The sequence below is a fragment of the Burkholderia sp. YHN3-13 genome (assembly GCF_055810675.1).
In genome coordinates, this window is record NZ_JBVVNQ010000008.1 from 193112 (window position 1) to 215645 (window position 22534).

The window sequence follows — 22534 nt, forward strand, 5'->3', positions numbered from 1 at the left end:
CGGCACTCCTTCCCTGCATCGAGAGCTGCCCATGACTCACCCGACTGAGCTGCCGCTTTCACCGCTTTCGGCGCTGCAATTCTATGCAACGGCGCCCTATCCGTGCAGCTATCTGGACGGTCGCATCGCGCGCTCGCAAGTCGCGACGCCGAGCCACCTGATCAATTCCGACATCTACACCGAACTCGTGAAGGCCGGCTTTCGCCGCTCGGGCGTGTTCACGTATCGCCCGTACTGCGACGGCTGCCGCGCATGCGTGCCGGTGCGCGTCCCCGTGGGCGCGTTCGCGCCGTCGCGCACGCAGCGCAGGATGTGGAAGCGCCACCGCGCGCTGATCGCGACGGTTTCGCCGCTGCACTACGACGAAGAGCACTACGCGCTCTACATGCGCTACCAGTCCGCGCGCCACGCGGGCGGCGGCATGGATCGCGACAGCCGCGACCAGTACGAGCAGTTCCTGCTGCAGAGCCGGATCAACTCGCGCCTCGTCGAATTCCGCGACCTCGACGCGCCGGGCGGCGAACCCGGCAAGCTGCGCATGGTCAGCATGATCGACATCCTCGGCGACGGGCTGTCGTCGGTTTACACATTCTTCGAGCCCGACGACCGGCATACGAGCTACGGCACCTACAACATCCTGTGGCAGATCGAGCAGGCGAAGAGCCTCGACCTGCCGTACGTGTACCTCGGCTACTGGATCCGCGAGAGCCCGAAGATGGCGTACAAGGCGAACTTCCACCCGCTCGAGGGGCTGATCGACGGCCGCTGGAAGACGCTCGATCCGGAACGGATCGACCTGCCGCCCGTCGACGCGGCGCTGGCCCGCGCGCCGTTGCCGGGCGGGCATTCCGGCTCGGGTTGACGCACGCGGCGGGGGCTACGAAGCGAAGCACGCCCCTGCCGCGCAACTCCCGGTAAAATAGCGGGTTGTCATTCATTCCGGCTGCCCGCCCCATTCCCGTGTTCAGTTCCCTCTATCCGCTGGCCCGCGCATCCCTGTTCAAAATGGATGCGGAAGATGCTCACCACCTCACGCTGCGCGCGCTCGGCGCGGCCGGCCGCACGGGCCTCGCCTGCGCGCTGTCGGCCCGCGTGCCCGACGCACCGCGCACCGTGATGGGGCTCACGTTCCGCAACCCGGTCGGCCTCGCGGCCGGCCTCGACAAGGACGGCGCGGCCATCGACGGCCTCGCGGCGCTCGGCTTCGGCTTCATCGAGGTCGGCACGGTCACGCCGCGCGCGCAGCCGGGCAACCCGCGCCCACGGATGTTCCGCCTGCCGCAAGCCGAAGCGCTGATCAACCGGATGGGCTTCAACAACCATGGCGTCGACCAGTTCGTGAAGAACGTCCAGGCCGCCCGCTATCGCGGCATTCTCGGCCTGAACATCGGCAAGAACGCCGACACGCCGATCGAGCGCGCCGCCGAGGACTACCTGTACTGCCTCGAGCGCGTATACCCGTTCGCGAGCTACGTGACGATCAACATTTCGTCGCCGAACACGAAGAACCTGCGCCAGCTGCAGGGCGCCGGCGAACTCGACGCACTGCTCGCCGCGCTGAAGGACAAGCAGCAGCGCCTCGCCGACCTGCACGGCAAGCTCGTGCCGCTCGCGCTGAAGATCGCCCCCGATCTCGACGACGAACAGGTCAAGGAAATCGGCGACACGCTGCTGCGCCACAAGATCGAAGCGGTCATCGCCACCAACACGACGCTGTCGCGCGCGGCCGTCCAGGGCCTGCCGCATGCGGACGAAGCCGGCGGCCTGTCGGGCCGCCCCGTGTTCGACGCGTCGAACGAAGTGATCCGCAAGCTGCACGCGGAAGTCGGCAACGACGTGCCGATCATCGGCGTCGGCGGCATTTTCTCGGGCGAGGACGCCCGCGCGAAGCTCGCGGCCGGCGCGGCGCTCGTCCAGCTTTACACGGGCTTCATCTATCGCGGCCCGGCGCTCGTGTCGGAATGCGTGAAGGCGATCGCCCGCGAGCGCACCGCGTAATATAGACATAAACAAACTATATTTAATGATCGATAGCGTTTTTGCTATCATCGGCCTCACTATCAGAATCATTGACCCGCACCGGGCAAGGACACACACGATGAAATTTTCGCTGCTGAAGAAGCTGCTGGTTGCCGGCCTGGTCGGCACGTCGTTCGCCGCCGCGACCGCGCACGCGGCCGACCTCCTCGACCAGGTCAAACAGCGCGGCACGCTGCGCGTCGGCCTCGAAGGCACGTTCCCCCCGTTCAACTCGAAGAACCCGCAAGGCGAACTCGTCGGCTTCGACGTCGACATCGCGAAGGCCGTCGCCGCGAAGCTCGGCGTGAAGGCCGAATTCGTGACGACCGAATGGAGCGGCATCATCGCGGGCCTGCAGGCCGGCAAGTTCGACGTGATCGCCAACCAGGTCGGCATCACCGACAAGCGCAAGGAAACGCTCGACTTCTCGCCGGCGTACACGTTCTCGTCCGCGCAGCTGATCCAGCGCAAGGACGACACGCGCGAGTTCAAGTCGCTGGACGACCTGAAGGGCAAGAAGCTCGGCGTCGCGCTCGGCACCAACTACATGGACATGGCGAAGTCGGTGCCCGGCATCGACGTGAAGACGTACCCGGGCGCGCCCGAGTACCTGCGCGACCTCGCCGCCGGCCGCCTCGACGCGGCGCTCAACGACCGCCTGATGCTCGCGTACCTGACGAAGAACGCGCAGCTGCCGCTGCGCCCGGGCGCGAACGTCGGCTCGGCGAACCCGTCGGGCATCCCGTTCAAGAAGGGCAACCCGAAGTTCCAGAAGGCGATCGACGACGCGATGACGCAACTCGAGGCCGACGGCACGTTCACGAAGATCTCGGACAAGTGGTTCGGCATCGACGTGACCAAACCGATCAAGTAAGCACGCCTGCATGTCCCGCCTGACGGCGGGCCGGAAAGGGCGGCATCCGTCACGATGCCGCCCTTTGTTTTATGCGTCCGGTTTATGATTGCGCTTTCGCGCACGCATTCGATTCGTACTCCATGTCGACAACGTCCCTGCTCGTCCAATCGCTGCCGGTGCTCGCCCAGGGCGCCGTCCTGACCGTCAAGTTCGCCGTGCTGTCGATGGTGTTCGGCCTGCTTGGCGCCGTCGTGCTCGCGATGATGGGCATCCGGCAAAGCGAAGCGCTCGACGGCTTCGAACGCGTCTGGGTCAACGCGCTCGCGTGGCTCGCGCGCGGGTATGTGAGCCTGATGCGCGGCACGCCGCTGCTCGTGCAGATCTTCGTCATCTACTACGGGCTGCCGAGCCTCGGCATCTCGCTCGACCCGACGCCGGCCGGCGTCATTGCGCTGTCCGCGAACGTCGCGGCTTACATGTCCGAAAGCATGCGCGGCGCCATCAACGGGATCGCGCGCGGCCAATGGCTCGCCGCGTACAGCCTCGGGCTGTCGTGGGGGCAGACGCTGCGCTACGTGATCGGCCCGCAGGCGCTGCGCATCGCGGTGCCGAGCCTGTCGAACAGCCTGATCAGCCTGATCAAGGACACGTCGCTCGTCTCCGTGATCACCGTGACCGAACTGCTGCGCAGCGCGCAGGAAGTGATCGCGGCGACCTATCAGCCGCTGCCGCTCTACCTCGCCGCCGCGGCCGTGTACTGGATCCTGTGCCAGATCCTCGAATGGGTGCAGCGCTGGTACGAAAAGCGCCTGTCGCTGCCGTCGCGGCACTAGCGCACGCGCTTCCGCCGGGCTCCGCATGCGCGCCCGGCGTACCCCCGTCTTCCCGCCTACTCGCCCGAATAGCGCACGCCGAGCGCGGCGCGCGCCGCATCGGTCATCGCGATCATCCGCCGCGAATGGTCGTGCGTCATGATCGGGCTTTCCGTTTCGCCCGCGCGCAGCAGGTCGCAGAAATGCGCGGTCTCGTAGTTCAACCCGCCGCCCTCGGCCGGCGCGTCGAGTTCGACGGTACGCCCGTCCGCATAGCAAATCGTCGCGCGCGCCGGGTTCCACCACTTCTCGTGAATCGTCACGTGGCCGCCGGCCGCGGCGATCAGCGCGTCGCCGCGCCCCATCACGTCGAGTCCGCAAAAGAGCTGGGCGATCCCGCCGTTCGCATGCACGCTGTTCAGGCTCGCGAACAGGTCGACGCCCGTCGCGCCGACGCGGCCGAGCGTCTGCACGTCGAGCGCCGCCCCGAGCCAGTCGACCGCGAGAAACGCCTCGTAGATCCCGATATCGAGCAGCGCACCGCCCGCGCGATCGAGGCGGTAGACGGAGTGGTCGTCCGGCACCGACGACGATGCGCATCCTGCCCGGACGAGCCGGATCTCGCCGATCGGGTCGTTGCGCAGATGCGCGCGCAATTGACGGTACAGCGGAAAGAACGGCGGCTTCATCGCTTCCATGAACAGCCGCCCGGCCTCGCTTGCCGCCTGCAGCACGGTGTCGAGCTGCGCCGCGTTCAGCGTCGCGGGCTTTTCGCACAGCACGGCCTTGCCGGCGGCCAGCGCGGCCAGCGCGTACTGCGCATGACTGTCATGGAGCGTCGCGATGTAGACCGCGTCGATATCGCTCGCGAGGAGCGCGTCGAGGCTCGCGGCAGGCGTACCGCCGCAAGTCCCGCAAAAGGCGGCCGCGGCGTCGGCGCGGCGAGCCCAGGCACCGGCGAGCGTGGCACCCGGCACGTGCGCGAGGCTTTGCGCGAAGCGGCGCGCAATGCTGCCCACGCCGACGATGCCGAAGCGCACCGGGCGATGGTCGTTGTCGTTCATCCTGATCTTCCGTATCGGTCGTATGACGGTAGCCGGCACGCTGCCGGCCGGCCGTCATGATAAACGGCCCGGCGGCACACGGATGAGCGACACGCGCAACGTCAGGCGCGCACGGGCACGTCGACCGAGAAATCGCGCGAAATTTCGTCGGCGCTGAAATCGATCAGCGCGAGCGACGCCGCCTCGGCCTCGCGCGGGTCGCGCCGCTCGATCGCATCGACGACGCGCGCATGCGCCTTCACCGCGATCTCGTGCGCCCCTTCCTTCTGCACGACGCGCGGGTTCACGAGGCGCACCGCACCGCGCACGATCGCCGCCATCTGCTGGAAGAACTGGTTGCCGCTGGCCTGGACGATCCGCGTATGCAGCAACTCGTCCGCCGTGTCGTAGCCGGAATCCCCCGGCTGCAGCACCTTGAACGCATCGAACGCTTCGCGAATGCCCGCGATGTCAGTCGCCGTCGCACGCACCGCCGCCTGCGCGGTCGCACGTGGCTCGATCAGCATCCGAAACTCGATGACGTCGCGCATGAATTGCGGGTCGGGTTTCGCCCGAAATCGCCAGCTCACGACGTCTTCGTCGATCATGCGCCAGTCGCGCATCGGGCGCACACGCGTGCCGACTTTCGGGCGCACGTCGAGCATGTCGCGCGCAAGCAACATCGACAATGCTTCCCGCATCACCGTACGACTCACATCGAACTCTTTCGACAGCACGTCTTGCGGCGGCAAGATGCCGCCATACTTGTCCTCGACGATACCCGAGACAAGCCCATCCATCACTTTGGCGACCAGTGACCGGTCTTTGCCCTGCTCCATGACACCTCCCCGTGCGTCGATTTGCGAACACCTGCTCCGCAGTTCCGCCGGCCCTGGTTACCACTGTTCTTATGATCTATAAGTTGATGAGTTCGACGATATTCCGCTATCTGGTAAACACCTGACAGGGTTATCCCTCTTTTTTGACGAGGTGATTTATACGGCTAAAAAAAAAGCCCGGGAAGCGCGCTGCGCTTGCCGGGCCCCGATTTCCACAAGATTTAAACCTTCAGTCCATTAATGATCGACAACGCCGTTACGGACTGCTTCTCATTCAGGTTCAGCCAGCCGGATAAACGATCGTTTCAACGCCGTTTTCCGTGCCAAGCAAGCACAGATTCGCGCCGCGCCCGGCGAACAGGCCGACCGTCACGACGCCCGGCCATGCATTCACCTGCGCTTCGAAACCGCGCGGATCGGCGATCTGCAGCCCCTTCACGTCGATGATCTCGTTGCCGTTGTCGGTGATGTACGGTGCGCCGTCCTTCGTCACGCGCAGCACGGGCACGCCGCCGAGCGCGGCGACGCGCCGGCCGATCGCCGTGCGCGCCATCGGCACGACCTCGATCGGGAGCGGGAACGCGCCGAGCACCGGCACGCGCTTGCTGCCGTCCGCGATGCAGACGAACGTGTCGGCCACCGACGCGACGATCTTCTCGCGCGTCAGCGCGCCGCCACCGCCCTTGATCATCGCGCCGCTCGCGTCGATCTCGTCGGCGCCGTCGACGTACACCTGCAGCGAGTCGACCTCGTTCAGGTCGAACACCTTGATGCCGTGCGCTTTCAGGCGCTCGGTCGTCGCGACCGAGCTCGATACGGCGCCGCGATAGCGCGACTTGACGACGGCGAGCGCGTCGATGAAGCAGTTGGCGGTCGAGCCGGTGCCGACGCCGATCACGGCGCCTTCCGGCACGTTCTGGATCACGTAGTCGGCGGCGGCCTGGCCGACGAGGCGTTTGAGTTCGTCTTGAGTCATGGCGTGGTAATGCTGCGGGATTGCGAAAAACCGCCAGTTTACCGGAGTCGGGGGACGGCCCGTGTTTTTCGGCGTGCGACGCGCCGCGTGTTCACGGTGCGCCGGACGCGGGTGCGTTATCCGCCGGCTGCGTGCCGGGGAAGTACTTGTCGAGCAACGCCTGTGCGATCGCGTCGGTTTCGGCGTCCGGATTGCCCGCATAGTCGGACGGTCGGAAATGCATCTGGAACGCGGCGAACACGCGCCGCGTGCGCACATCGAGCATTCCGTCGGTCGGCACGTCGTAGCCGTAGCGTGCGAGCTTGAGCTGCAGTTCACGCACGTCGACCGGCGCGCGCGGGTCGCGGCCGCCGAGCCGCGCGGCCACGGTCGCCTCGTCCGGCCACGCGCCGACACCGGCCTGCGCCAGCGCATGCCACGGGAACAGCGGCCCCGGATCGATCTTGCGTTGCGGCGCGATGTCGCTGTGCCCGACCACGCGTGTCGGCGGAATGCCGTAGCGCGCGACGATGTCCTTCGACAGGTCGATCAATGCGACGACCTGCTCGGGGGGATACGGCTGCCAGGTGCGATTCTGCGGATCGAGCGGGCCGCGGTTCACGTTCTCGATGCCGATCGACACCGCGTTCAGCTCGGTCGTGCCTTGCCATTCACTCACGCCCGCGTGCCAGGCGCGCTGCGCTTCCGGCACGAGCTGATAGACGACGGGCATCCCGCGCTCGATGCGCGGCTGCGGCGGGACGACGTAATGCACGCTGACCGAATCGCCCGTCAGCGTGCGCAACGACTTCGCCTCGTCGCTTTCGGTGTAGTGCATCACGAGAAAGCGAACCCGCGAATCGGCGCCGCGCGCATGCAGGCTCGTGTCGGCGTAGTAGGTCCCGCGTTCGACGAGCGACGGCGACGTGCAGGCCGCCAGCAGGCACAGCACGGCGCAGGAGGCGCCAACACGGAGCAGGGTCATCGGTCGCGGGTTCCGGAGAGCCGCGTGCCGCACCCCATCACGGCACGCGTCGTTCGGGTCATTCGAAGCCCCGCGCGGCTCGCGCGGGACGGGCGGGCGTCAGCCCTTCGCGCGCCGCTGGCGCACGGCCTCGTACAGGCACACGCCGCTCGCGACCGACACGTTCAGGCTTTCCACGCTGCCGGCCATCGGGATGCTCATCACTTCGTCGCAGGTGTCGCGCGTAAGCCGGCGCATGCCTTCGCCTTCGGCGCCCATCACGAGCGCGACGGGGCCGTCGAGCTTGGTCTCGTAGAGCGTCGCCGGCGCCTCGTCCGACGTGCCGATGATCCACACGCCGGCTTCCTTCAGCTCGCGCAGCGCGCGGGCGAGGTTCGTCACCGTGATGTACGGCACCGTGTCGGCCGCGCCGCTCGCCACCTTGGCCGCCGTCGCGTTCAGGCCGACTGCGCGGTCGCGCGGGGCGATCACCGCATGCGCGCCGGCCGAATCGGCGACACGCAGGCACGCGCCGAGGTTGTGCGGATCGGTGACGCCGTCGAGCACGAGCAGCAGCGCGGGACCCTGGATGCCGTCGAGCAGCTCCGACAGGTTCTGCGCAAGCGGCATGTCCTCGACCCGCGCGACAACGCCCTGGTGGCGCTCGGTGTGCGCGAGGCCCCACAGGCGCGTTTCGTCGGCTGCAATCAATCGCACGCCCGCTTCCTTCGCGGCGTGCAGGAAGTCCTGCATGCGGCGGTCGCGGCGCGTCTGGTCGTACAGCACCTCCGCAACCGTCGATGCATCGTGCCGCAAACGTGCGGTCACCGCATGAAAACCGTAAAGAACCTTCAGACGTGACATGACTGGAACAACCTTCGATCAAACGTGCGGCCGCGCGACACGCGCAGCCGCGATCCATGGAAAAGGAAAGCGCCGCGTTGCCGGCCGATGACCGGTGACGCGGCGTCTCTCGATACTGCGGAGCGTGCGCTTGCGACGCCCCGAACGCTCAATACTTCTTGCGGGCGCGAGTCTTCTTCGCGGTCGGCTTCGCGGGTGCACCGCTCCCGCCACCGCCCTTCTTCTTCGCGGCGGCACGCGCGGCGCGCGCGTCCTTCACCGCGACGCTCGGCGCGCTCGCGGCCTGCTTGCGACGCGGCGCCGACTCTTCCGACGGCGGCAGCGCGCGCACGCGCGGACCGTTGCCGTTGCGATCGGCACCGGCGGCAGCCGGCGCGGGCGACGGACGCGGCGCCTTCACCGGCGTATCGCGCACGAGGCGGAAGTCGATCTTGCGCGCGTCGAGATCGACGCGGCTCACCTGGACGCGCACGCGATCGGACAGGCGATAGCGGATGCCCGTCCGCTCGCCGCGCAGCTCGTTCTTGATCTCGTCGTACTGGAAGTAGTCCGAGCCGAGTTCCGTGACGTGAACGAGCCCTTCGATGAACAGCGTGTCGAGCTGCACGAAGATGCCGAACGACGTGACGCCGTTCACCATCCCGCCGTACTCCTCGCCGAGCTTGTCGCGCATGAAGTAGCACTTGAGCCATGCCTCGACGTCGCGCGACGCTTCGTCCGCACGACGTTCGTTCGCCGAGCAGTGCAGGCCGAGTTCTTCCCAGATCGCCGTGTTCGAGCGCGAGCGGCCGCGCGATTCGTCGTCGGCCTGCTGCATGGCGCGCGCGCGCGGCGACAGCGCGGTGTTCAGCTCGAAGCCGTCCGGCGCCTTCGGCACGTACTTCTTGCCCGACAGGATCGCGTAGATCGCACGGTGCGTGAGCAAGTCCGGATAACGGCGGATCGGGCTCGTGAAGTGCGCGTACGCGTCGTAGGCGAGGCCGAAGTGGCCGATGTTGTCCGGGCTGTAGACGGCCTGTTGCATCGAGCGCAGCAGCATCGGCTGCAGCATCTGCGCATCGGGCCGGTCGCGGATCTGCGCCATCAGCGCCGCGTAGTCGCTCGCATGCGGCTTGTCGCCGCCACCGAGCGACAGGCCCATGCCGCGCAGGAAGGCACGCAGGTTCTCGAGCTTCTCCGGCGTCGGCCCCGCGTGCACGCGGTACAGGCCCGGATGCTTGTTGCGCTTCAGGAAGTCGGCCGCACAGACGTTCGCGGCCAGCATGCATTCCTCGATCAGCTTGTGTGCGTCGTTGCGCTGGCGCGGCACGATCTGCTCGATCTTGCCCTGCGAGTTGCAGACGATGTAGGTCTCGGTTGTGTCGAAGTCGATCGCACCGCGTTTCTGGCGTGCGGCGAACAGCGACTTGTAGACGCCGTACAGATCCTGCAGGTGCGGCAACAGGTCGGCGCGGCGCGCGGCCTCCGGCCCCTTCGTGTTCGACAGCACGGCCGCGACCTCGGTGTACGTGAGGCGTGCAGCCGAATGGATCACGGCCGGATAGAACTGGTAGGCCTTGATCTCGCCGCGCGCGGTGATCACCATGTCGCACGCGAGCACGCAGCGGTCGACGTGCGGATTCAGCGAGCACAGGCCGTTCGACAGCTTCTCCGGCAGCATCGGGATCACGCGGCGCGGGAAATAGACCGAGGTGCTGCGTTCGAGCGCATCGGCGTCGAGGCCCGTGCCCGGCTGGACGTAGTGCGACACGTCGGCGATCGCGACGATCAGCCGGAAGCCGTCGCCACGGCCGACCTTGACCGGCTCGCAGTACACGGCGTCGTCGAAGTCGCGGGCGTCCTCGCCGTCGATCGTCACGAGCGGCACGTCGCGCAGGTCGACGCGGAAACGCAGGTCGCCCGGCCGGACCTTGTCCGGCAACGCGGCGGCTTCGTCGAGCGCCGGCTGGCTGAATTCGTGCGGCACGCCGTACTTGCGCACCGCGATTTCGATTTCCATGCCCGGATCGTCGATGTCGCCGAGCACTTCGACGACACGGCCGAGCGGCTGCGAATGACGGCTCGGGAAATCGGTCAGCTCGACGACGACGACCTGCCCGACCTTCGCCTTCTTCACGTTCTGCGTGATCAGGATGTCGTGGCCGATGCGCTTGTCTTCCGGCGCGACGATCAGCGCACCGTTCTCGTTGAGCAGGCGGCCGATCACGCGCTTGTTCGCGCGTTCGGTGACTTCGACGACATGCCCTTCCGGGCGGCCCCGGCGATCGTAGCCGACGATCCGCGCGAGCACGCGGTCGTTGTGCATCACCTTCTGCATTTCGCCGTTCGGCAGGAACAGATCGTCCTGGCCGTCGTCGCGGATCACGAACCCGTAGCCGTCGCGATGCCCCTGCACGCGCCCGGCGACGAAGTTCGACGGATGGGTCAACTGGTAATGGCCGCGCTTGTCGAGGCGGATCTGGCCGTCGCGCTCCATCGCGGCGACACGCCGGAAGAACCCCTCGCGCTCCTGACGCTTGATCGACAGGGCCTCGGCGATGTCGTTGGCAGCCAGCGGCGCGTCGCTCGTACGCAGCACGCCGAGAATTTCTTCACGGCTCGGAATGGGGTACGGATATTTGCTCAAGGGTTTGTCGATGATTGTTCTCGTTGCGTTGACTGATGGTGCACGGCATCAACATAGAGGTGTCCGTCAGACAGTTCTATATTGACGGCGGCGGGTCATTCTATCACCCGCCTGAGTCGCCAAATGACGGGAATGCCGCGAGCGGGCGCGACAGCAGCCGGTTTGCGATGCATCGCAAAAAAGTGTTGACACGAATAATTGGGGCGCTATAATTTTGCTTCTTTGCAGCAAGCAGCTCACTGCAAAACGTGCCCAGGTGGCGGAATTGGTAGACGCACTAGGTTCAGGTCCTAGCGGTGGCAACATCGTGGAGGTTCGAGTCCTCTCCTGGGCACCACTTGATTTATAAAAAAGGTCGGCTTCTAGCCGGCCTTTTTCATTTCGGCACCCGCATCGCGGCGCCTGCCGTCGGCCCTTATGTCGGCCATTCCGATCGATAGCAGAATTTATCGCTTATCAATCGCCCTCCCCGTTGCTACGTTAGCCGCCTTGCTTTCAATGCATCCAACGAGGAGCACGACTCATGACGTCGATGAACCGCCGCGCATTCGCGCGCGCGATGCTGGCCGCCGGCCTCACTGTCGCGGGCGTCAGGGCCCGCGCCGAGAACACGCCCGCGACGCTGCGCATCGGCTACCAGAAATCTTCGACGCTCATCACGTTACTGAAGACACGCGGCACGCTCGAGCAGGCGCTGACACCGCTCGGCCTGCGCGTGTCGTGGCATGAATTCGCGAGCGGATTGCCGCTGACCGAAGCGCTCAACGTCGGCGCCGTCGATTTCAGCGCCGACGTGGCCGACACGGTTCCGGTCTTCGCGCAGGCAGCCCATGCGCGTTTCGTGTACATCGCGCAGGAAGCACCTTCGCCGAAAGCGCAGGCGATCGTCGTGAAGCAGGACAGCGCGCTGCACACGCTCGCCGATCTCAAGGGCAAACGCATCGCGGTCACGAAGGCGGCCGGCAGCCACTACCTGCTGCTCGCGGCGCTCGCACGCGCGAAGCTCGCGCCCGCCGATACAGCGATCCACTACCTGACGCCTGCGGATGGGCGCGCGGCGTTCGAGCGCGGCAGCGTGGATGCATGGATCACGTGGGATCCCTATGTCGCATCGGTCGACCGGAATCCCGACGTGCGGATTCTCGCCGACGGCGAGGGGCTCGCATCGTACCAGCGCTACTACCTTGCCTCGAGCAGTTTCGCGACCGCTCGACCCGACGTCGTCCAGGTCCTGTTCGACCAGCTGTCGCAGGCCGGCACGTGGCTGCGTGACCACCCGCAGGACGCCGCGAACACACTCGCGCCGATCTGGGGGCTCGACGCGGCAACGATCGCGCGCGCAAACGCGCGGCGCAGCTATCTCGTCCGCACCGTGGTCGCGCAAAACTTCAGCGAACAACAGAAGATCGCCGACACCTTCCTCGCGGCGGGACTGCTGCCCGCCCGCGTCGATACGGGACAGGCGCTGCGCTGGAATTTCGCGGCAAAGCGTGCGGAGCCGGTCGGCGCGTGAAGCCCTGCCGCGCAAGCGCAAATATTTTTATCACTTCGGATGAAATTCTGTTGACAGACTCCGGCCACACGCTAAAATAGCTGTCTTCGCACTGCAGCAAGCGAAACGTGCCCAGGTGGCGGAATTGGTAGACGCACTAGGTTCAGGTCCTAGCGGTGGCAACATCGTGGAGGTTCGAGTCCTCTCCTGGGCACCACTTGATTTATAAAAAAGGTCGGCTTCTAGCCGGCCTTTTTCATTTTCAGCCCAGGAAGCAAAACGCCTGCGCGCTTTGCTCGAGGACTCGAAGGGCTGCGCTTGCAAGCGCAGCCGGCGTCGCGCACACCGGCCGCGGCAATCTCAGGCGTTCGACGCAGATCAGGCACCGCTCCAGCGCTTCGCCGCAATCGCAACGCGCTCGCCCAGCACTTCAGCCGTCTTGTGGTCACTCTCGAGAATCGCGTCGCCGCTCTGGTCCGCATTCGCCTGCGCCATCGCGCCGAGAAACGAGCCGAGCCGGTTCAGATCGTTGACGGACCCCGTGCTGCTATTGTTGCCGGGCATCAGGCCGAGGCTGACCCACAGCATCTGATGCTGGGCCGCAAACACGGCGAGCTGCTGCAACGTCGACAGCTTGTCGCCGCTTTGCGAAGCCGACACCGTGAACCCCGCCGCCAGCTTGTCCCGCCACTTTCCCCAATACTTCGACGACGCATCCATGAAGCCCTTGAACTGGGCGGATGCGCTGCCCATGTAAGTCGGCGAACCGAAGATGATCGCATCGGCATCACGCTCCAGATACGCCCAGTGTTCATCGATCGTATCGACCGGAATCAGCTTGACCGATGCACCGTCGACTTTCTCGACACCGCGCGCGACCGCGTCCGCAATGACGGCCGCGTGGCCATAACCGCTATGAAAAACGACTGCGATTTCAGACATGCAGCACTCCTTGTTGGCAGGGACAAAAAACGTTACCGAGACAGTAACATAAAATGCCGGCTCGGGCCTCTTGGTTCATGTGTATGGTTGCCCCCTCTTCCGTGGACGAAACAACGTGCGAGCCATCGTCACGCGCTGCCGGGTCCTGCCAATGAAGATACTTTGCAGGAAACTGTTGACAACGATTCCGGCCACGCTATAATTGCGGTCTTCGCTTCGCAACAAAAAGCGAAACGTGCCCAGGTGGCGGAATTGGTAGACGCACTAGGTTCAGGTCCTAGCGGTGGCAACATCGTGGAGGTTCGAGTCCTCTCCTGGGCACCACTTGATTTATAAAAAGGTCGGCTTCTAGCCGGCCTTTTTCATTTTCAGCCCAGGAAGCAAAGCGCCTGCGCGCTTTGCGCGAGGACTCGAAGGGCTGCGCTTGCAAGCGCAGCCGGGGTCGCGCCCGTGTGACCGAGTCCTCTCCTGGGCACCACTTGATTTATAAAAAAGGTCGGCTTCCAGCCGGCCTTTTTTCATTCCAAGCTCCGGAATCGCGACTTACCTCGCCCCGATCACACGCACCGCGTGCCGGATGCCGCCTCTCACCATCTTCGCATACGGACATATCGCTTCGGTTTCCGCGACCAGCGCACGCGCGTCATCGGGATCGACGCCCGGCATGCCGACCTCGACATCCAGTTCCAGTTCGAACAAGCCGTCCGACGGATCGCGCTGAAACGTCACGCGGGCCGAGACGGCGAGGTCCGCCGGCAAGCGAACCCTGCGCTTCATCGCGACCAGCGTCAGCGCGCCGTGAAAACATGCGGCAAACCCAGCGGCAAACAACTGCTCCGGATTCGTCCCGCCACCCACACCGCCCAACTCCACCGGCAAACGCAACGACAGATCGAGTTCGCCGGTTGCCGCGCGTGCGTGCCCGGACGATCGGCCGTGCGCCGCCTCGCCGCCGGTCACGACCACCGTCGTCGTGTAAAGCGGCAGCGGCTCGCTGCCGGAATAAGGATCAAGCAGCGACACCGAAGGCCGCGTCGCAGGTTGCATGGGTTTCTCCCGGAAAAGGCACGGCGCCCTCCCGATCGCGCCGTGCCGGATGTCCAATGAACAATACCGGACCGTGCCAGCAGGCACCGTCGGGCTTCGCCTCGCGCGGATCGCGGCGACCCGCCATCCCGCGAGCAATCGTGACGCGCAGCCGCATCCCGGTCCATCAGACGAATTCCAAATTTCCCGATTTGAGGGCATTCACGATCCATCCCCGATTCCCCGCGCCGACACGAAGCGCCCCCACCCCACCACCCGACCGGGATTTCCCTAGGCTGACATGTCGGCGCGCACGCGGTTAAATAAATCAACGTGATTTATTTAATGCACCGCCACACGGTGCAACATGGAAGGAGACGCCATGAGAAGCCCGCACATCGGCCAGGGAAGCAACTCGGCCAACGTGCGCCGTTACAACGAGCGCCTGCTGCTGAAGACGCTGCGCCGCGTGGGCAGCGCGTCGAAGGCCGACCTCGCCCGTCTCGCGAACATGACGGGCACGGCGGTCGGCAGCATCATCGAATCGCTCGCCGACTCAAAGCTGATCGAATTCGCGGGCCGCACCGAGGGCCAGCGCGGCCAGCCGGCCTCGTTGATCCGTCTCGACCCGCGCGGCGCGTTCGGCATCGGCGTCCACCTGGACCGGATGCGCATCGAGACCGCGCTGGTCAACTTCGCCGGCGACGTGCTCGGCCGCCGCTCGCACGACACGCTGCTGCCGCCCCCCGCCGACGTGCTCGAGATCGTGCGTCGCGACATCGACGCGATGCAGGCCCTGCTCCCCGACCATGAACGCGCGCGCCTGACCGGCGTCGGCGTCGCGCAACCCTACAACCTCGGCGCGTGGATGCGCGAGCTCGGCCTCGCGCCCGACACGTTCCGTGCGTGGGAAGACGTCGATTTCGCGGCCGACCTCGGCCGCATGCTGGCGCTGCCCGTGTTCGGCGAAAACGACGGCAACGCGGCCGCGATCGCCGAGCTGTTCTACGGCTACGGCCGGCAGTGCGACGACTTCGTCTACCTGTTCATCGGGCCGGCGATCGGCGGCGGCATCGCGATCGACGGCGACTGTCTGCGCGGCGTGACCGGCAATGCAGGCGACATCGCCGTGATTCCGGTACTGCCGAGCCGGCTCGCCTCCGCACCGCCGCCGCGCGGCGCGTGGGACATCCTGCTCGCGCGCGCGTCGCTGCACGCGCTCGTGCGTCACCTGCGCCATCACGGCGAGACGGTCGAGAACCGCGCCGATCTCGAAGCGTGCATCGCCCGCGGCCTGCCGGCCGTCGACGAGTGGATCGACGACTGCGTCGACGCGCTCGCACCGGCGTTGCGCGCGGTGCTGTGCGTGGTCGACGCGCCGGTCGTCGTACTCGACGCCGACACCGACGCGGGCCTGCTCGACGCAGTCACGACGCGCCTGCGCTCGGCGCTGGTCGCGACCGCCCCCGAAGCACGCGGCACGCCGACGCTCGTGCGCGGCACGTTCGGCGCGGACGCCGGCGCGATCGGCGCCGCCACGCTGCCGATGTTCTTCAACTTCTCCCCGCGGGCCGGCATCCTCAAGGGCGCCCGCACCGACTCGCAGGAGGTCCACCATGTCGCGTTCTGAGTCGCCCCGTCCGTTGCTCGAGATGCGCGGGATCAGCAAGACGTTCCCGGCCGTACGCGCGCTCGACAAGGTCAGCCTGACCGTCTATCCCGGCGAGATCCACTCGCTGATGGGCGAGAACGGCGCGGGCAAATCGACGCTGATGAAGATCCTGTCCGGCGCCTACCGCGCCGACGCCGGCGGCGAAATCCTGATCGACGGCGAACGCATCGAGATCGACGGACCGCTCGCCGCACGCGATGCGGGTGTCGCGGTGATCTACCAGGAGCTGTGCCTGTCACCGAACCTGACCGTCGCGGAAAACATCTACATCGGCCGCGAACTGCGGCGCGGCAACCGGCGCTGGGGCACGATCGACCGCGCGGCGATGGCGCGCGGCTGCCAGGACGTGCTCGCGCGCCTGGGTGCGCCGTTCGGCCCCGACACGCTCGTCGACACGCTGTCGATCGCCGAACAGCAGCTCGTCGAAATCGCGCGCGCGGTGCATACGCGTGCCCGCATCCTCGTGATGGACGAGCCGACGACGCCGCTGTCGTCGCGCGAAACGGAACACCTGTTCAGCCTGATCCGCCAGTTGCGCGAGGAAGGCCTCGCGATCATCTACATCAGCCACCGAATGGCGGAGATCTACGAACTGTCCGATCGCGTGTCGGTGCTGCGCGACGGCGCATACGTCGGCACGCTCGAACGCGCATCGCTGTCGGCCGAGCGGCTCGTCGCGATGATGGTCGGCCGCGACATCTCCGGCTTCTACAAGAAGGAACATGCGCCGTACGACCCCGGCCACCTGCTGCTGTCGGTCCGCGACATCGCCGACGACACGCGCGTGCGCGGCTGCAGCCTCGACCTGCACGCCGGCGAAGTGCTCGGCATCGCGGGCCTCGTCGGCGCGGGCCGCACCGAGCTCGCGCGGCTGATCTTCGGCGCCGAACCACGCGTGCGCGGCGACGTGAAGCTGGGCGAGCGCACGTTCGGCGCGCACTCGCCGCGCGACGCGATCGACGCGGGCCTCGTCTACCTGACCGAGGACCGCAAGCGCCAGGGCCTGTTCCTCGACATGAGCGTGCGCGACAACATCAACATTTCGGTGTGCAACCGCGACGCACGGCTCGGCGCGCTCGACCTCGCACGCGGCGCCGAACGCGCACGCGACGCGATCGCGTCGTTGTCGATCCGTGTCCCGCACGCGAACGTCAACGTTGGCGCGCTGTCGGGCGGCAACCAGCAGAAGGTGCTGCTGTCGCGGCTGCTCGAGACGAAGCCGCGCGTGCTGATCCTCGACGAACCGACACGCGGCGTCGACATCGGCGCGAAATCCGAGATCTACCGGATCATCAACGAACTGGCCCGCGCCGGCGTGGGCGTGATCGTGATCTCCAGCGAGCTGCCGGAAATCATCGGCGTCGCGGACCGCGTGCTCGTGATGCGCGAGGGCGAGATCGCCGGCGAACTCGGCGGCCACACGCATACGCCCATCACGCAGGAAGCGATCATCGCGCTCGCCACCGGCTCGCAGGCCGAACTCGCCGACGCGCACTGAGCCCGCCCTTTCATTTCACTCTTACCTTCAGGTTACCGACATGATCAATCCGACCAAGCAGCGGAACCTCGCTTCCGCGACGGCCCATCCGGTGCCCAACCGTACGCCGCTGCTGCGCGGCGCCGATCAACGCGCCCGCATGCAATCGCTGATCCGCACGGCCGGCATGCTGCCGGTGCTGCTGGTTCTGTGCATCGGCTTCGGCTTCCTGACCGACGGCTTCTTCACGCTGCAGAACCTGTCGATCGTCACGCAGCAGGCGTCGATCAACATCGTGCTCGCGGCCGGCATGACCTTCGTGATCCTGACGGGCGGCATCGACCTGTCGGTCGGCTCGGTGCTCGCCGCCGCGGCCGTCGCCGCGCTGCTCGCGTCGACGATCCCCGGCTGGGGCTGGCTCGGCGTGCCTTTCGCACTCGTCGTCGGCCTCGTGTTCGGCGCGATCAACGGCGGGCTGATCTCGTTCCTGCGCCTGCCGCCGTTCATCGTCACGCTCGGCGCGATGACGGCCGTGCGCGGCGTCGCGCGCCTGATCGGCAACGACACGACCGTCTTCAACCCGCAGCTGCCGTTCGCGTTCATCGGCAACGGCACGATCCTCGGCGTGCCGTGGCTCGTCGTGATCGCGTGCGCGGTGATCGCGATCTCGTGGTTCATCCTGCGCCGCACGGTGCTCGGGATGCGGATCTATTCGGTCGGCGGCAACCCGGAAGCCGCGCGCCTGTCGGGCATCAACGTGCGGGCGATCCAGATGTTCGTGTATGCGGCGTCGGGGCTGCTCGCCGGCCTCGGCGCGGTGATGTCGGCCGCGCGGCTCTATGCGGCCAACGGCCTGCAGCTCGGCCAGTCCTACGAACTCGACGCGATCGCCGCGGTGATCCTCGGCGGCACGAGCTTCGTCGGCGGCGTCGGCTCGATCGTCGGCACGCTGATCGGCGCGCTGATCATCGCCGTCCTGACGAACGGGCTCGTGCTGCTCGGCGTGTCCGACATCTGGCAGTACATCATCAAGGGGCTCGTGATCATCGGCGCCGTCGCGCTCGACCGCTATCGCCAGCGCGACTCGGCGCGCACCTGACAGCATCCCGTCGATTCAACCTCGCGGCGCAGGCCGGTCCGCCTGCGCCCGTTCGCCAACAAACCTCTCGGAGACACCACGACATGTTCAAGCACACCGCCGCCCTGACCGCCGTCGCCTGCGCGCTTGCCTTCGGCGCTTCCGCCGCACACGCGGCCGACAAGCCGCTCAAATCGATCGGCGTCACGGTCGGATCGCTCGGCAACCCGTACTTCGTCACCATCGTCAAGGGCGCCGAAGCGCGCGCGAAGCAGCTCAACCCGAACGCGAAGGTGACGGCCGTGTCGGCCGACTACGACCTGAACAAGCAGTTCACGCAGATCGACAACTTCATCTCCGCGCACGTCGACATGATCCTGCTCAACGCAACCGATCCGAAAGCCATCGAGCCGGCGGTGAAGAAGGCGCAGGCGGCCGGCATCACGGTCATCGCGGTCGACGTCGCGGCAGCCGGCGCGAACGCGACCGTGCAGACCAACAACGTGAAGGCAGGCGAGCTCGCCTGCGACTACATCGCGAAGAAGCTCAACGGCAAGGGGAACGTGATCATCGAGAACGGCCCGCAGGTGTCGGCCGTGATCGATCGCGTCAACGGCTGCAAGGCCGTGCTCGCGAAAAACGCCGGCATCAAGCTGCTGTCGAGCGACCAGGACGGCAAGGGCTCGCGCGAAGGCGGGATGAACGCGATGCAAGGCTACCTGACGCGCTTTCCGAAGCTCGACGCGGTGTTCACGATCAACGACCCGCAGGCGATCGGCAGCGACCTCGCCGCGAAGCAGCTGAACCGTCCGGGCATCGTGATCACGTCGGTCGACGGCGCACCCGACATCGAGGTCGCGCTCAAGTCCAACACGCTCGTGCAGGCATCGTCGAGCCAGGACCCGTGGGCGATGGCGCAGCAGGCCGTCAACGTCGGCTACGGGATCATGAACGGCCAGAAGCCGGCCAATCCGATGATCCTGATCGAGCCGACGCTCATCACGCGCGACAACGTGAAGACCTACAAGGGCTGGAGCGCGCCGCGCTGATCGCGCCGCCGTCCGCCCGCGCAACCGGGCAGTGCCGGGCCGGGTCGCCATGCGCGGCGGCCCGCGCTGCCCGCCCTTTCGGATCAACCGCCGTACGGCCGTGCGCGACGCCACGGCACAAGGTTTCGACATGACGACCACGTTCCCCCGCCTGATCGTATTCGGCGAAGCGCTGACCGATTTCATCCGCGACGACGCGCAGCACTGGCACAGCGTCGCCGGCGGCTCATGCTGGAACGTCGCACGCGTCGGCGCGCGACTCGGCGTGCCGACGGCCTTCGCCGGCACGGTCAGCCGCGACACCTTCGGCGACGAGCTGATGCGCAAGAGCGCCGACGCCGGACTCGACATGCGCTTCATCCGGCAGGTCGACCGCGCACCGCTGCTCGCGATGGTCGTGTCGAAGCAGCCGCCCCACTATTTCTTCATCGGCGAGAACAGCGCCGATCTCGCATTCGATCCGGCGGACCTGCCCGCCGGCGCCTTCGACGCGGCCGAGATCGTGCACGTCGGCTCGCTCGGCGTCGTGCGCGAACCGCTCGCGTCGCGCCTGATCGAGGTCGCACAGGCCGCGCGTGCGGCCGGCAAGCGGATCTCGTTCGACCCGAACTTCCGCGCACCGATGGCCGCGCCGTCGTATCGCGACACGCTGCGCCGGCTGTCCGCGCTCGCGGACTGGATCAAGGTTTCCGACGAGGATCTGCGCGGGCTGTTTCCCGAACTCGACGAAGCCGCCGCGCTCGCGCAACTGCGCGCATGGTCGCCCGACGCGACACTGCTCGTCACGCGCGGCGCATCGGGCATGCAGCTCCTGCATCGCGACACCGTGCTGTTCCAGCCCGCATTCCCGGCCGAAGTCGCCGATACGGTCGGCTGCGGCGATGCGAGCATCGGCGGCTGGCTCGCGAGCCAGCTTGCGCGCCCCGATGCAACGGCCGCCGACCATCTGCGCTACGCGGCCGCATGCGCGGCGGTCGCCTGTGCGCACGCAGGCGCCTATGCGCCGACGGCCGGGGAAGTGGCCGACATGATCGGTCGCACGACGGACGTCGCGCTTTCGCGATAGACGGCACCGACACGGCCGACGGTCATGCGGCAGTCGCGCCGTCGCCGCCGTCCGGCGGCATGCCGGCCTGCAACAGCTGCAGGCTTTCGTCGACGCTCAGCTCCGACATCGCGTCGCCGTGAAGCGTATCGTCCGCCGCGCGGCGCAATGCATGCAGCGCATGCACCTTGAGCCGCACGATCGCGAGCCGCAACCCGCGCGCCGCGCATTCGGCCGCAAAGGTGCGCAGCGATTCGATCGTCGTACCGTCGACGTCCGGCGTCTCCTCGAGGCTCAGCATCACGGTATGCGTATCCGGCGTGGCCTTCATCAGCGCACGCACGCGATTGAGCATCCGGTCCGCGTTCGCGAAGAACAGTTGCGCCTCGGGCCGCACGATCAGCACGCCCGGCACCGGTTTCGCATCGGCGTGGCTCGCGACATCGACGAAATCGTGGCTGTCGCGTAGCCGGCCGAGCACGCTCACGTTCGGCTCGGACAGCTTGCGCAGCGTCAGCAGCAGGCTCACGCCGATGGCCGCGAGCAGGCCGTGCAGCACGCCGAGCACGAGCACCGCGAGCAACGCGGCGATCACGACGAGCCGGTCGCGATGCCACGCCCAATACGGCCGGAAGACGGACGGATGCAGCGAGTGGCTGACCGCGAAGATCACGATCGCCGCGAGCACGGGCTCCGGCGTGCGGGCAAGCTGCGGCAGCAGCAGCCAGACGATCAGCGCGACCACGCCGGCCGCCCACAGGCCGGCAAAGCGCGACTGCGCGCCAGCCGCCTCGTTCGCCGACGTCGCCGAATAACCGGCGCCGACCGGCATGCCGTGCAGCAGGCCCGACACGAGATTCGCGCAGCCGAGCGCGACGAGATCGCGGTTCGGCGACACGGTATCGCCATGCTTGAGCGCGAAATTGCGGATCGATCCGTACGACTCCGCGTACAGGATCAGCATCAGCGCGAACGCGAGTTCGACCGTCTGCATCCACGCGTTGCGGTCGAGACGCGGCAAGCCGAATTCGAGGTGCCGGAAGTCGATCTGGCCGACGATCGCGATGCCGTACCGTTGCCAGTCGATCGCGTAACCTGCCGCGATCGACAGCACGATCACGACGAGCGTCGCGGGCACGCGCGCGCCGCGCCCGAGCACGAACAGCAGCGCCAGCGCGGTCGCGCCGAGCACCATGCTCGCGAGGTTCGCGTGCGGCGCGCCGGCGATCAGGTCGAGCGCGACGTGCGGCGCATCGCTGTGCTGCACGGAGATCGCGAGGATCTTCGGCAACTGCTTGATAACGATCGTCAGCGCGAGGCCGAACGTGAAGCCGCGCAGCACGGGCCGCGCGACGAAATCCGACATGCCGCCGAGCCGCGCGGCGCCCGCGAGGATGAACAGCACGCCCGTCATCGCGACGAGCGCCGCCGCGAGCGCGAGTTGCGCGGCCAGCGCCATGCCCGATTCGGCGAGCACGGTTGCCGCGAGCACCGCGGCCGACGACGACGTCGACGACACGATCGCAAAGCGGCTGCTGCCCGTGAGCGCATAGACGACGAGCCCCGACAACAGCGCGATCAGGCCGGCCTGCGGCGGCAGGTTGGCCAGCCCCGCATACGCGACTGCTTCGGGAATCAGCAGCCCCGCGATCGACAGGCCGGCCAGCGCATCGAGGCCGATGCGCCGCCTGGGCGGCGGCGAAGCCGTATCGAGCGCGGCGAAATGGTCCGCATGCTGCGGGCCGGCATCGGGGCGGATCGGGGTGGTCGTCATG

The 22534-nt window shown here is 67.0% G+C and carries 19 protein-coding genes and 3 tRNA genes; 13 read left to right on the forward strand and 9 right to left on the reverse strand.

The annotated features are described in order from the left end of the window. Nucleotides 1-31 precede the first annotated feature (31 nt). The 4 genes from AC0KUR_RS19950 to AC0KUR_RS19965 all read left to right on the forward strand — a co-directional run bounded on the left by AC0KUR_RS19950 (nucleotide 32) and on the right by AC0KUR_RS19965 (nucleotide 3708). Entirely contained in the window at nucleotides 32-862 is an 831-nt protein-coding gene (locus AC0KUR_RS19950; RefSeq protein ID WP_034186992.1) for an arginyltransferase, read from the forward strand. Nucleotides 863-960: 98 nt separating this feature from the next. Then, on the forward strand, nucleotides 961-1998 hold the full coding sequence (locus AC0KUR_RS19955; protein WP_059234588.1) for a quinone-dependent dihydroorotate dehydrogenase: 1038 nt from the start codon (nucleotides 961-963) through the stop codon (nucleotides 1996-1998). A gap of 100 nt (nucleotides 1999-2098) precedes the next feature. Next, nucleotides 2099-2893 (forward strand): cystine ABC transporter substrate-binding protein, encoded by a 795-nt coding sequence (locus AC0KUR_RS19960; RefSeq protein WP_034186994.1) that lies wholly within the window; start codon nucleotides 2099-2101, stop codon nucleotides 2891-2893. A gap of 122 nt (nucleotides 2894-3015) precedes the next feature. Beyond that, nucleotides 3016-3708 (forward strand): amino acid ABC transporter permease, encoded by a 693-nt coding sequence (locus tag AC0KUR_RS19965; RefSeq protein WP_034186995.1) that lies wholly within the window; start codon nucleotides 3016-3018, stop codon nucleotides 3706-3708. A gap of 56 nt (nucleotides 3709-3764) precedes the next feature. On the opposite strand, the gene AC0KUR_RS19970 is transcribed toward AC0KUR_RS19965, so the two are convergent. The 6 genes from AC0KUR_RS19970 to rnr all read right to left on the reverse strand — a co-directional run bounded on the left by AC0KUR_RS19970 (nucleotide 3765) and on the right by rnr (nucleotide 10978). Then, a complete protein-coding gene (locus AC0KUR_RS19970; protein ID WP_059557797.1) occupies nucleotides 3765-4751 on the reverse strand; it encodes a Gfo/Idh/MocA family protein in 987 nt (328 codons plus the stop codon). Nucleotides 4752-4852: 101 nt separating this feature from the next. After that, nucleotides 4853-5569: a FadR/GntR family transcriptional regulator gene (locus tag AC0KUR_RS19975; protein WP_034186997.1), complete on the reverse strand. Its 717-nt coding sequence runs from the start codon at nucleotides 5567-5569 to the stop codon at nucleotides 4853-4855. Nucleotides 5570-5849: 280 nt separating this feature from the next. Beyond that, complete coding sequence (gene rpiA / locus AC0KUR_RS19980) at nucleotides 5850-6545, reverse strand: ribose-5-phosphate isomerase RpiA (RefSeq protein WP_034186998.1); 696 nt, start codon at nucleotides 6543-6545, stop codon at nucleotides 5850-5852. A 91-nt stretch (nucleotides 6546-6636) separates the two neighbouring features. Beyond that, nucleotides 6637-7509, reverse strand: coding sequence for an N-acetylmuramoyl-L-alanine amidase (locus AC0KUR_RS19985; RefSeq protein ID WP_034186999.1), 873 nt, complete (start codon nucleotides 7507-7509; stop codon nucleotides 6637-6639). Between the two features lie 99 nt (nucleotides 7510-7608). After that, a complete protein-coding gene (gene rlmB, locus AC0KUR_RS19990) occupies nucleotides 7609-8352 on the reverse strand; it encodes a 23S rRNA (guanosine(2251)-2'-O)-methyltransferase RlmB (RefSeq protein ID WP_034187000.1) in 744 nt (247 codons plus the stop codon). A gap of 148 nt (nucleotides 8353-8500) precedes the next feature. Next, the gene (gene rnr, locus AC0KUR_RS19995) at nucleotides 8501-10978 is read right to left on the reverse strand and encodes a ribonuclease R (protein ID WP_034187001.1); all 2478 of its coding nucleotides are present in this window, start codon (nucleotides 10976-10978) and stop codon (nucleotides 8501-8503) included. Between the two features lie 250 nt (nucleotides 10979-11228). Between rnr and AC0KUR_RS20000 the strand changes: the two genes are divergently transcribed. From AC0KUR_RS20000 to AC0KUR_RS20010, 3 genes are all read left to right on the forward strand, one after another. Continuing rightward, a tRNA-Leu gene (locus tag AC0KUR_RS20000) sits at nucleotides 11229-11315 on the forward strand. Nucleotides 11316-11501: 186 nt separating this feature from the next. After that, nucleotides 11502-12491 (forward strand): aliphatic sulfonate ABC transporter substrate-binding protein, encoded by a 990-nt coding sequence (locus AC0KUR_RS20005; protein WP_059557801.1) that lies wholly within the window; start codon nucleotides 11502-11504, stop codon nucleotides 12489-12491. A 109-nt stretch (nucleotides 12492-12600) separates the two neighbouring features. Then, a tRNA-Leu gene (locus tag AC0KUR_RS20010) sits at nucleotides 12601-12687 on the forward strand. A gap of 161 nt (nucleotides 12688-12848) precedes the next feature. On the opposite strand, the gene AC0KUR_RS20015 is transcribed toward AC0KUR_RS20010, so the two are convergent. Then, nucleotides 12849-13412: a flavodoxin family protein gene (locus AC0KUR_RS20015; RefSeq protein ID WP_473376338.1), complete on the reverse strand. Its 564-nt coding sequence runs from the start codon at nucleotides 13410-13412 to the stop codon at nucleotides 12849-12851. Nucleotides 13413-13649: 237 nt separating this feature from the next. Here AC0KUR_RS20015 and AC0KUR_RS20020 point away from each other — a divergent pair. Further along, nucleotides 13650-13736: transfer RNA gene (locus AC0KUR_RS20020), tRNA-Leu, on the forward strand. A 219-nt stretch (nucleotides 13737-13955) separates the two neighbouring features. Here the strand turns inward: AC0KUR_RS20020 and AC0KUR_RS20025 are convergent. Next, on the reverse strand, nucleotides 13956-14459 hold the full coding sequence (locus AC0KUR_RS20025; protein WP_473376339.1) for an Ohr family peroxiredoxin: 504 nt from the start codon (nucleotides 14457-14459) through the stop codon (nucleotides 13956-13958). Nucleotides 14460-14820: 361 nt separating this feature from the next. Between AC0KUR_RS20025 and AC0KUR_RS20030 the strand changes: the two genes are divergently transcribed. From AC0KUR_RS20030 to AC0KUR_RS20050, 5 genes are all read left to right on the forward strand, one after another. Then, complete coding sequence (locus AC0KUR_RS20030) at nucleotides 14821-16068, forward strand: ROK family protein (protein WP_034190170.1); 1248 nt, start codon at nucleotides 14821-14823, stop codon at nucleotides 16066-16068. Continuing rightward, complete coding sequence (locus tag AC0KUR_RS20035) at nucleotides 16055-17608, forward strand: sugar ABC transporter ATP-binding protein (RefSeq protein WP_034190106.1); 1554 nt, start codon at nucleotides 16055-16057, stop codon at nucleotides 17606-17608. Before AC0KUR_RS20030 ends, AC0KUR_RS20035 begins: the two co-directional genes overlap by 14 nt. A gap of 40 nt (nucleotides 17609-17648) precedes the next feature. Then, nucleotides 17649-18686 (forward strand): ABC transporter permease subunit, encoded by a 1038-nt coding sequence (locus AC0KUR_RS20040; protein ID WP_034190107.1) that lies wholly within the window; start codon nucleotides 17649-17651, stop codon nucleotides 18684-18686. 83 nt (nucleotides 18687-18769) lie between these two features. Next, nucleotides 18770-19714: an ABC transporter substrate-binding protein gene (locus AC0KUR_RS20045; protein ID WP_034190108.1), complete on the forward strand. Its 945-nt coding sequence runs from the start codon at nucleotides 18770-18772 to the stop codon at nucleotides 19712-19714. 130 nt (nucleotides 19715-19844) lie between these two features. Next, nucleotides 19845-20780 (forward strand): carbohydrate kinase family protein, encoded by a 936-nt coding sequence (locus tag AC0KUR_RS20050; RefSeq protein ID WP_034190171.1) that lies wholly within the window; start codon nucleotides 19845-19847, stop codon nucleotides 20778-20780. Between the two features lie 22 nt (nucleotides 20781-20802). Here AC0KUR_RS20050 and AC0KUR_RS20055 read toward each other — a convergent pair whose 3' ends face one another. Next, complete coding sequence (locus tag AC0KUR_RS20055) at nucleotides 20803-22533, reverse strand: SulP family inorganic anion transporter (protein ID WP_473376340.1); 1731 nt, start codon at nucleotides 22531-22533, stop codon at nucleotides 20803-20805. Between the last annotated feature and the right edge of the window lies 1 nt (nucleotide 22534).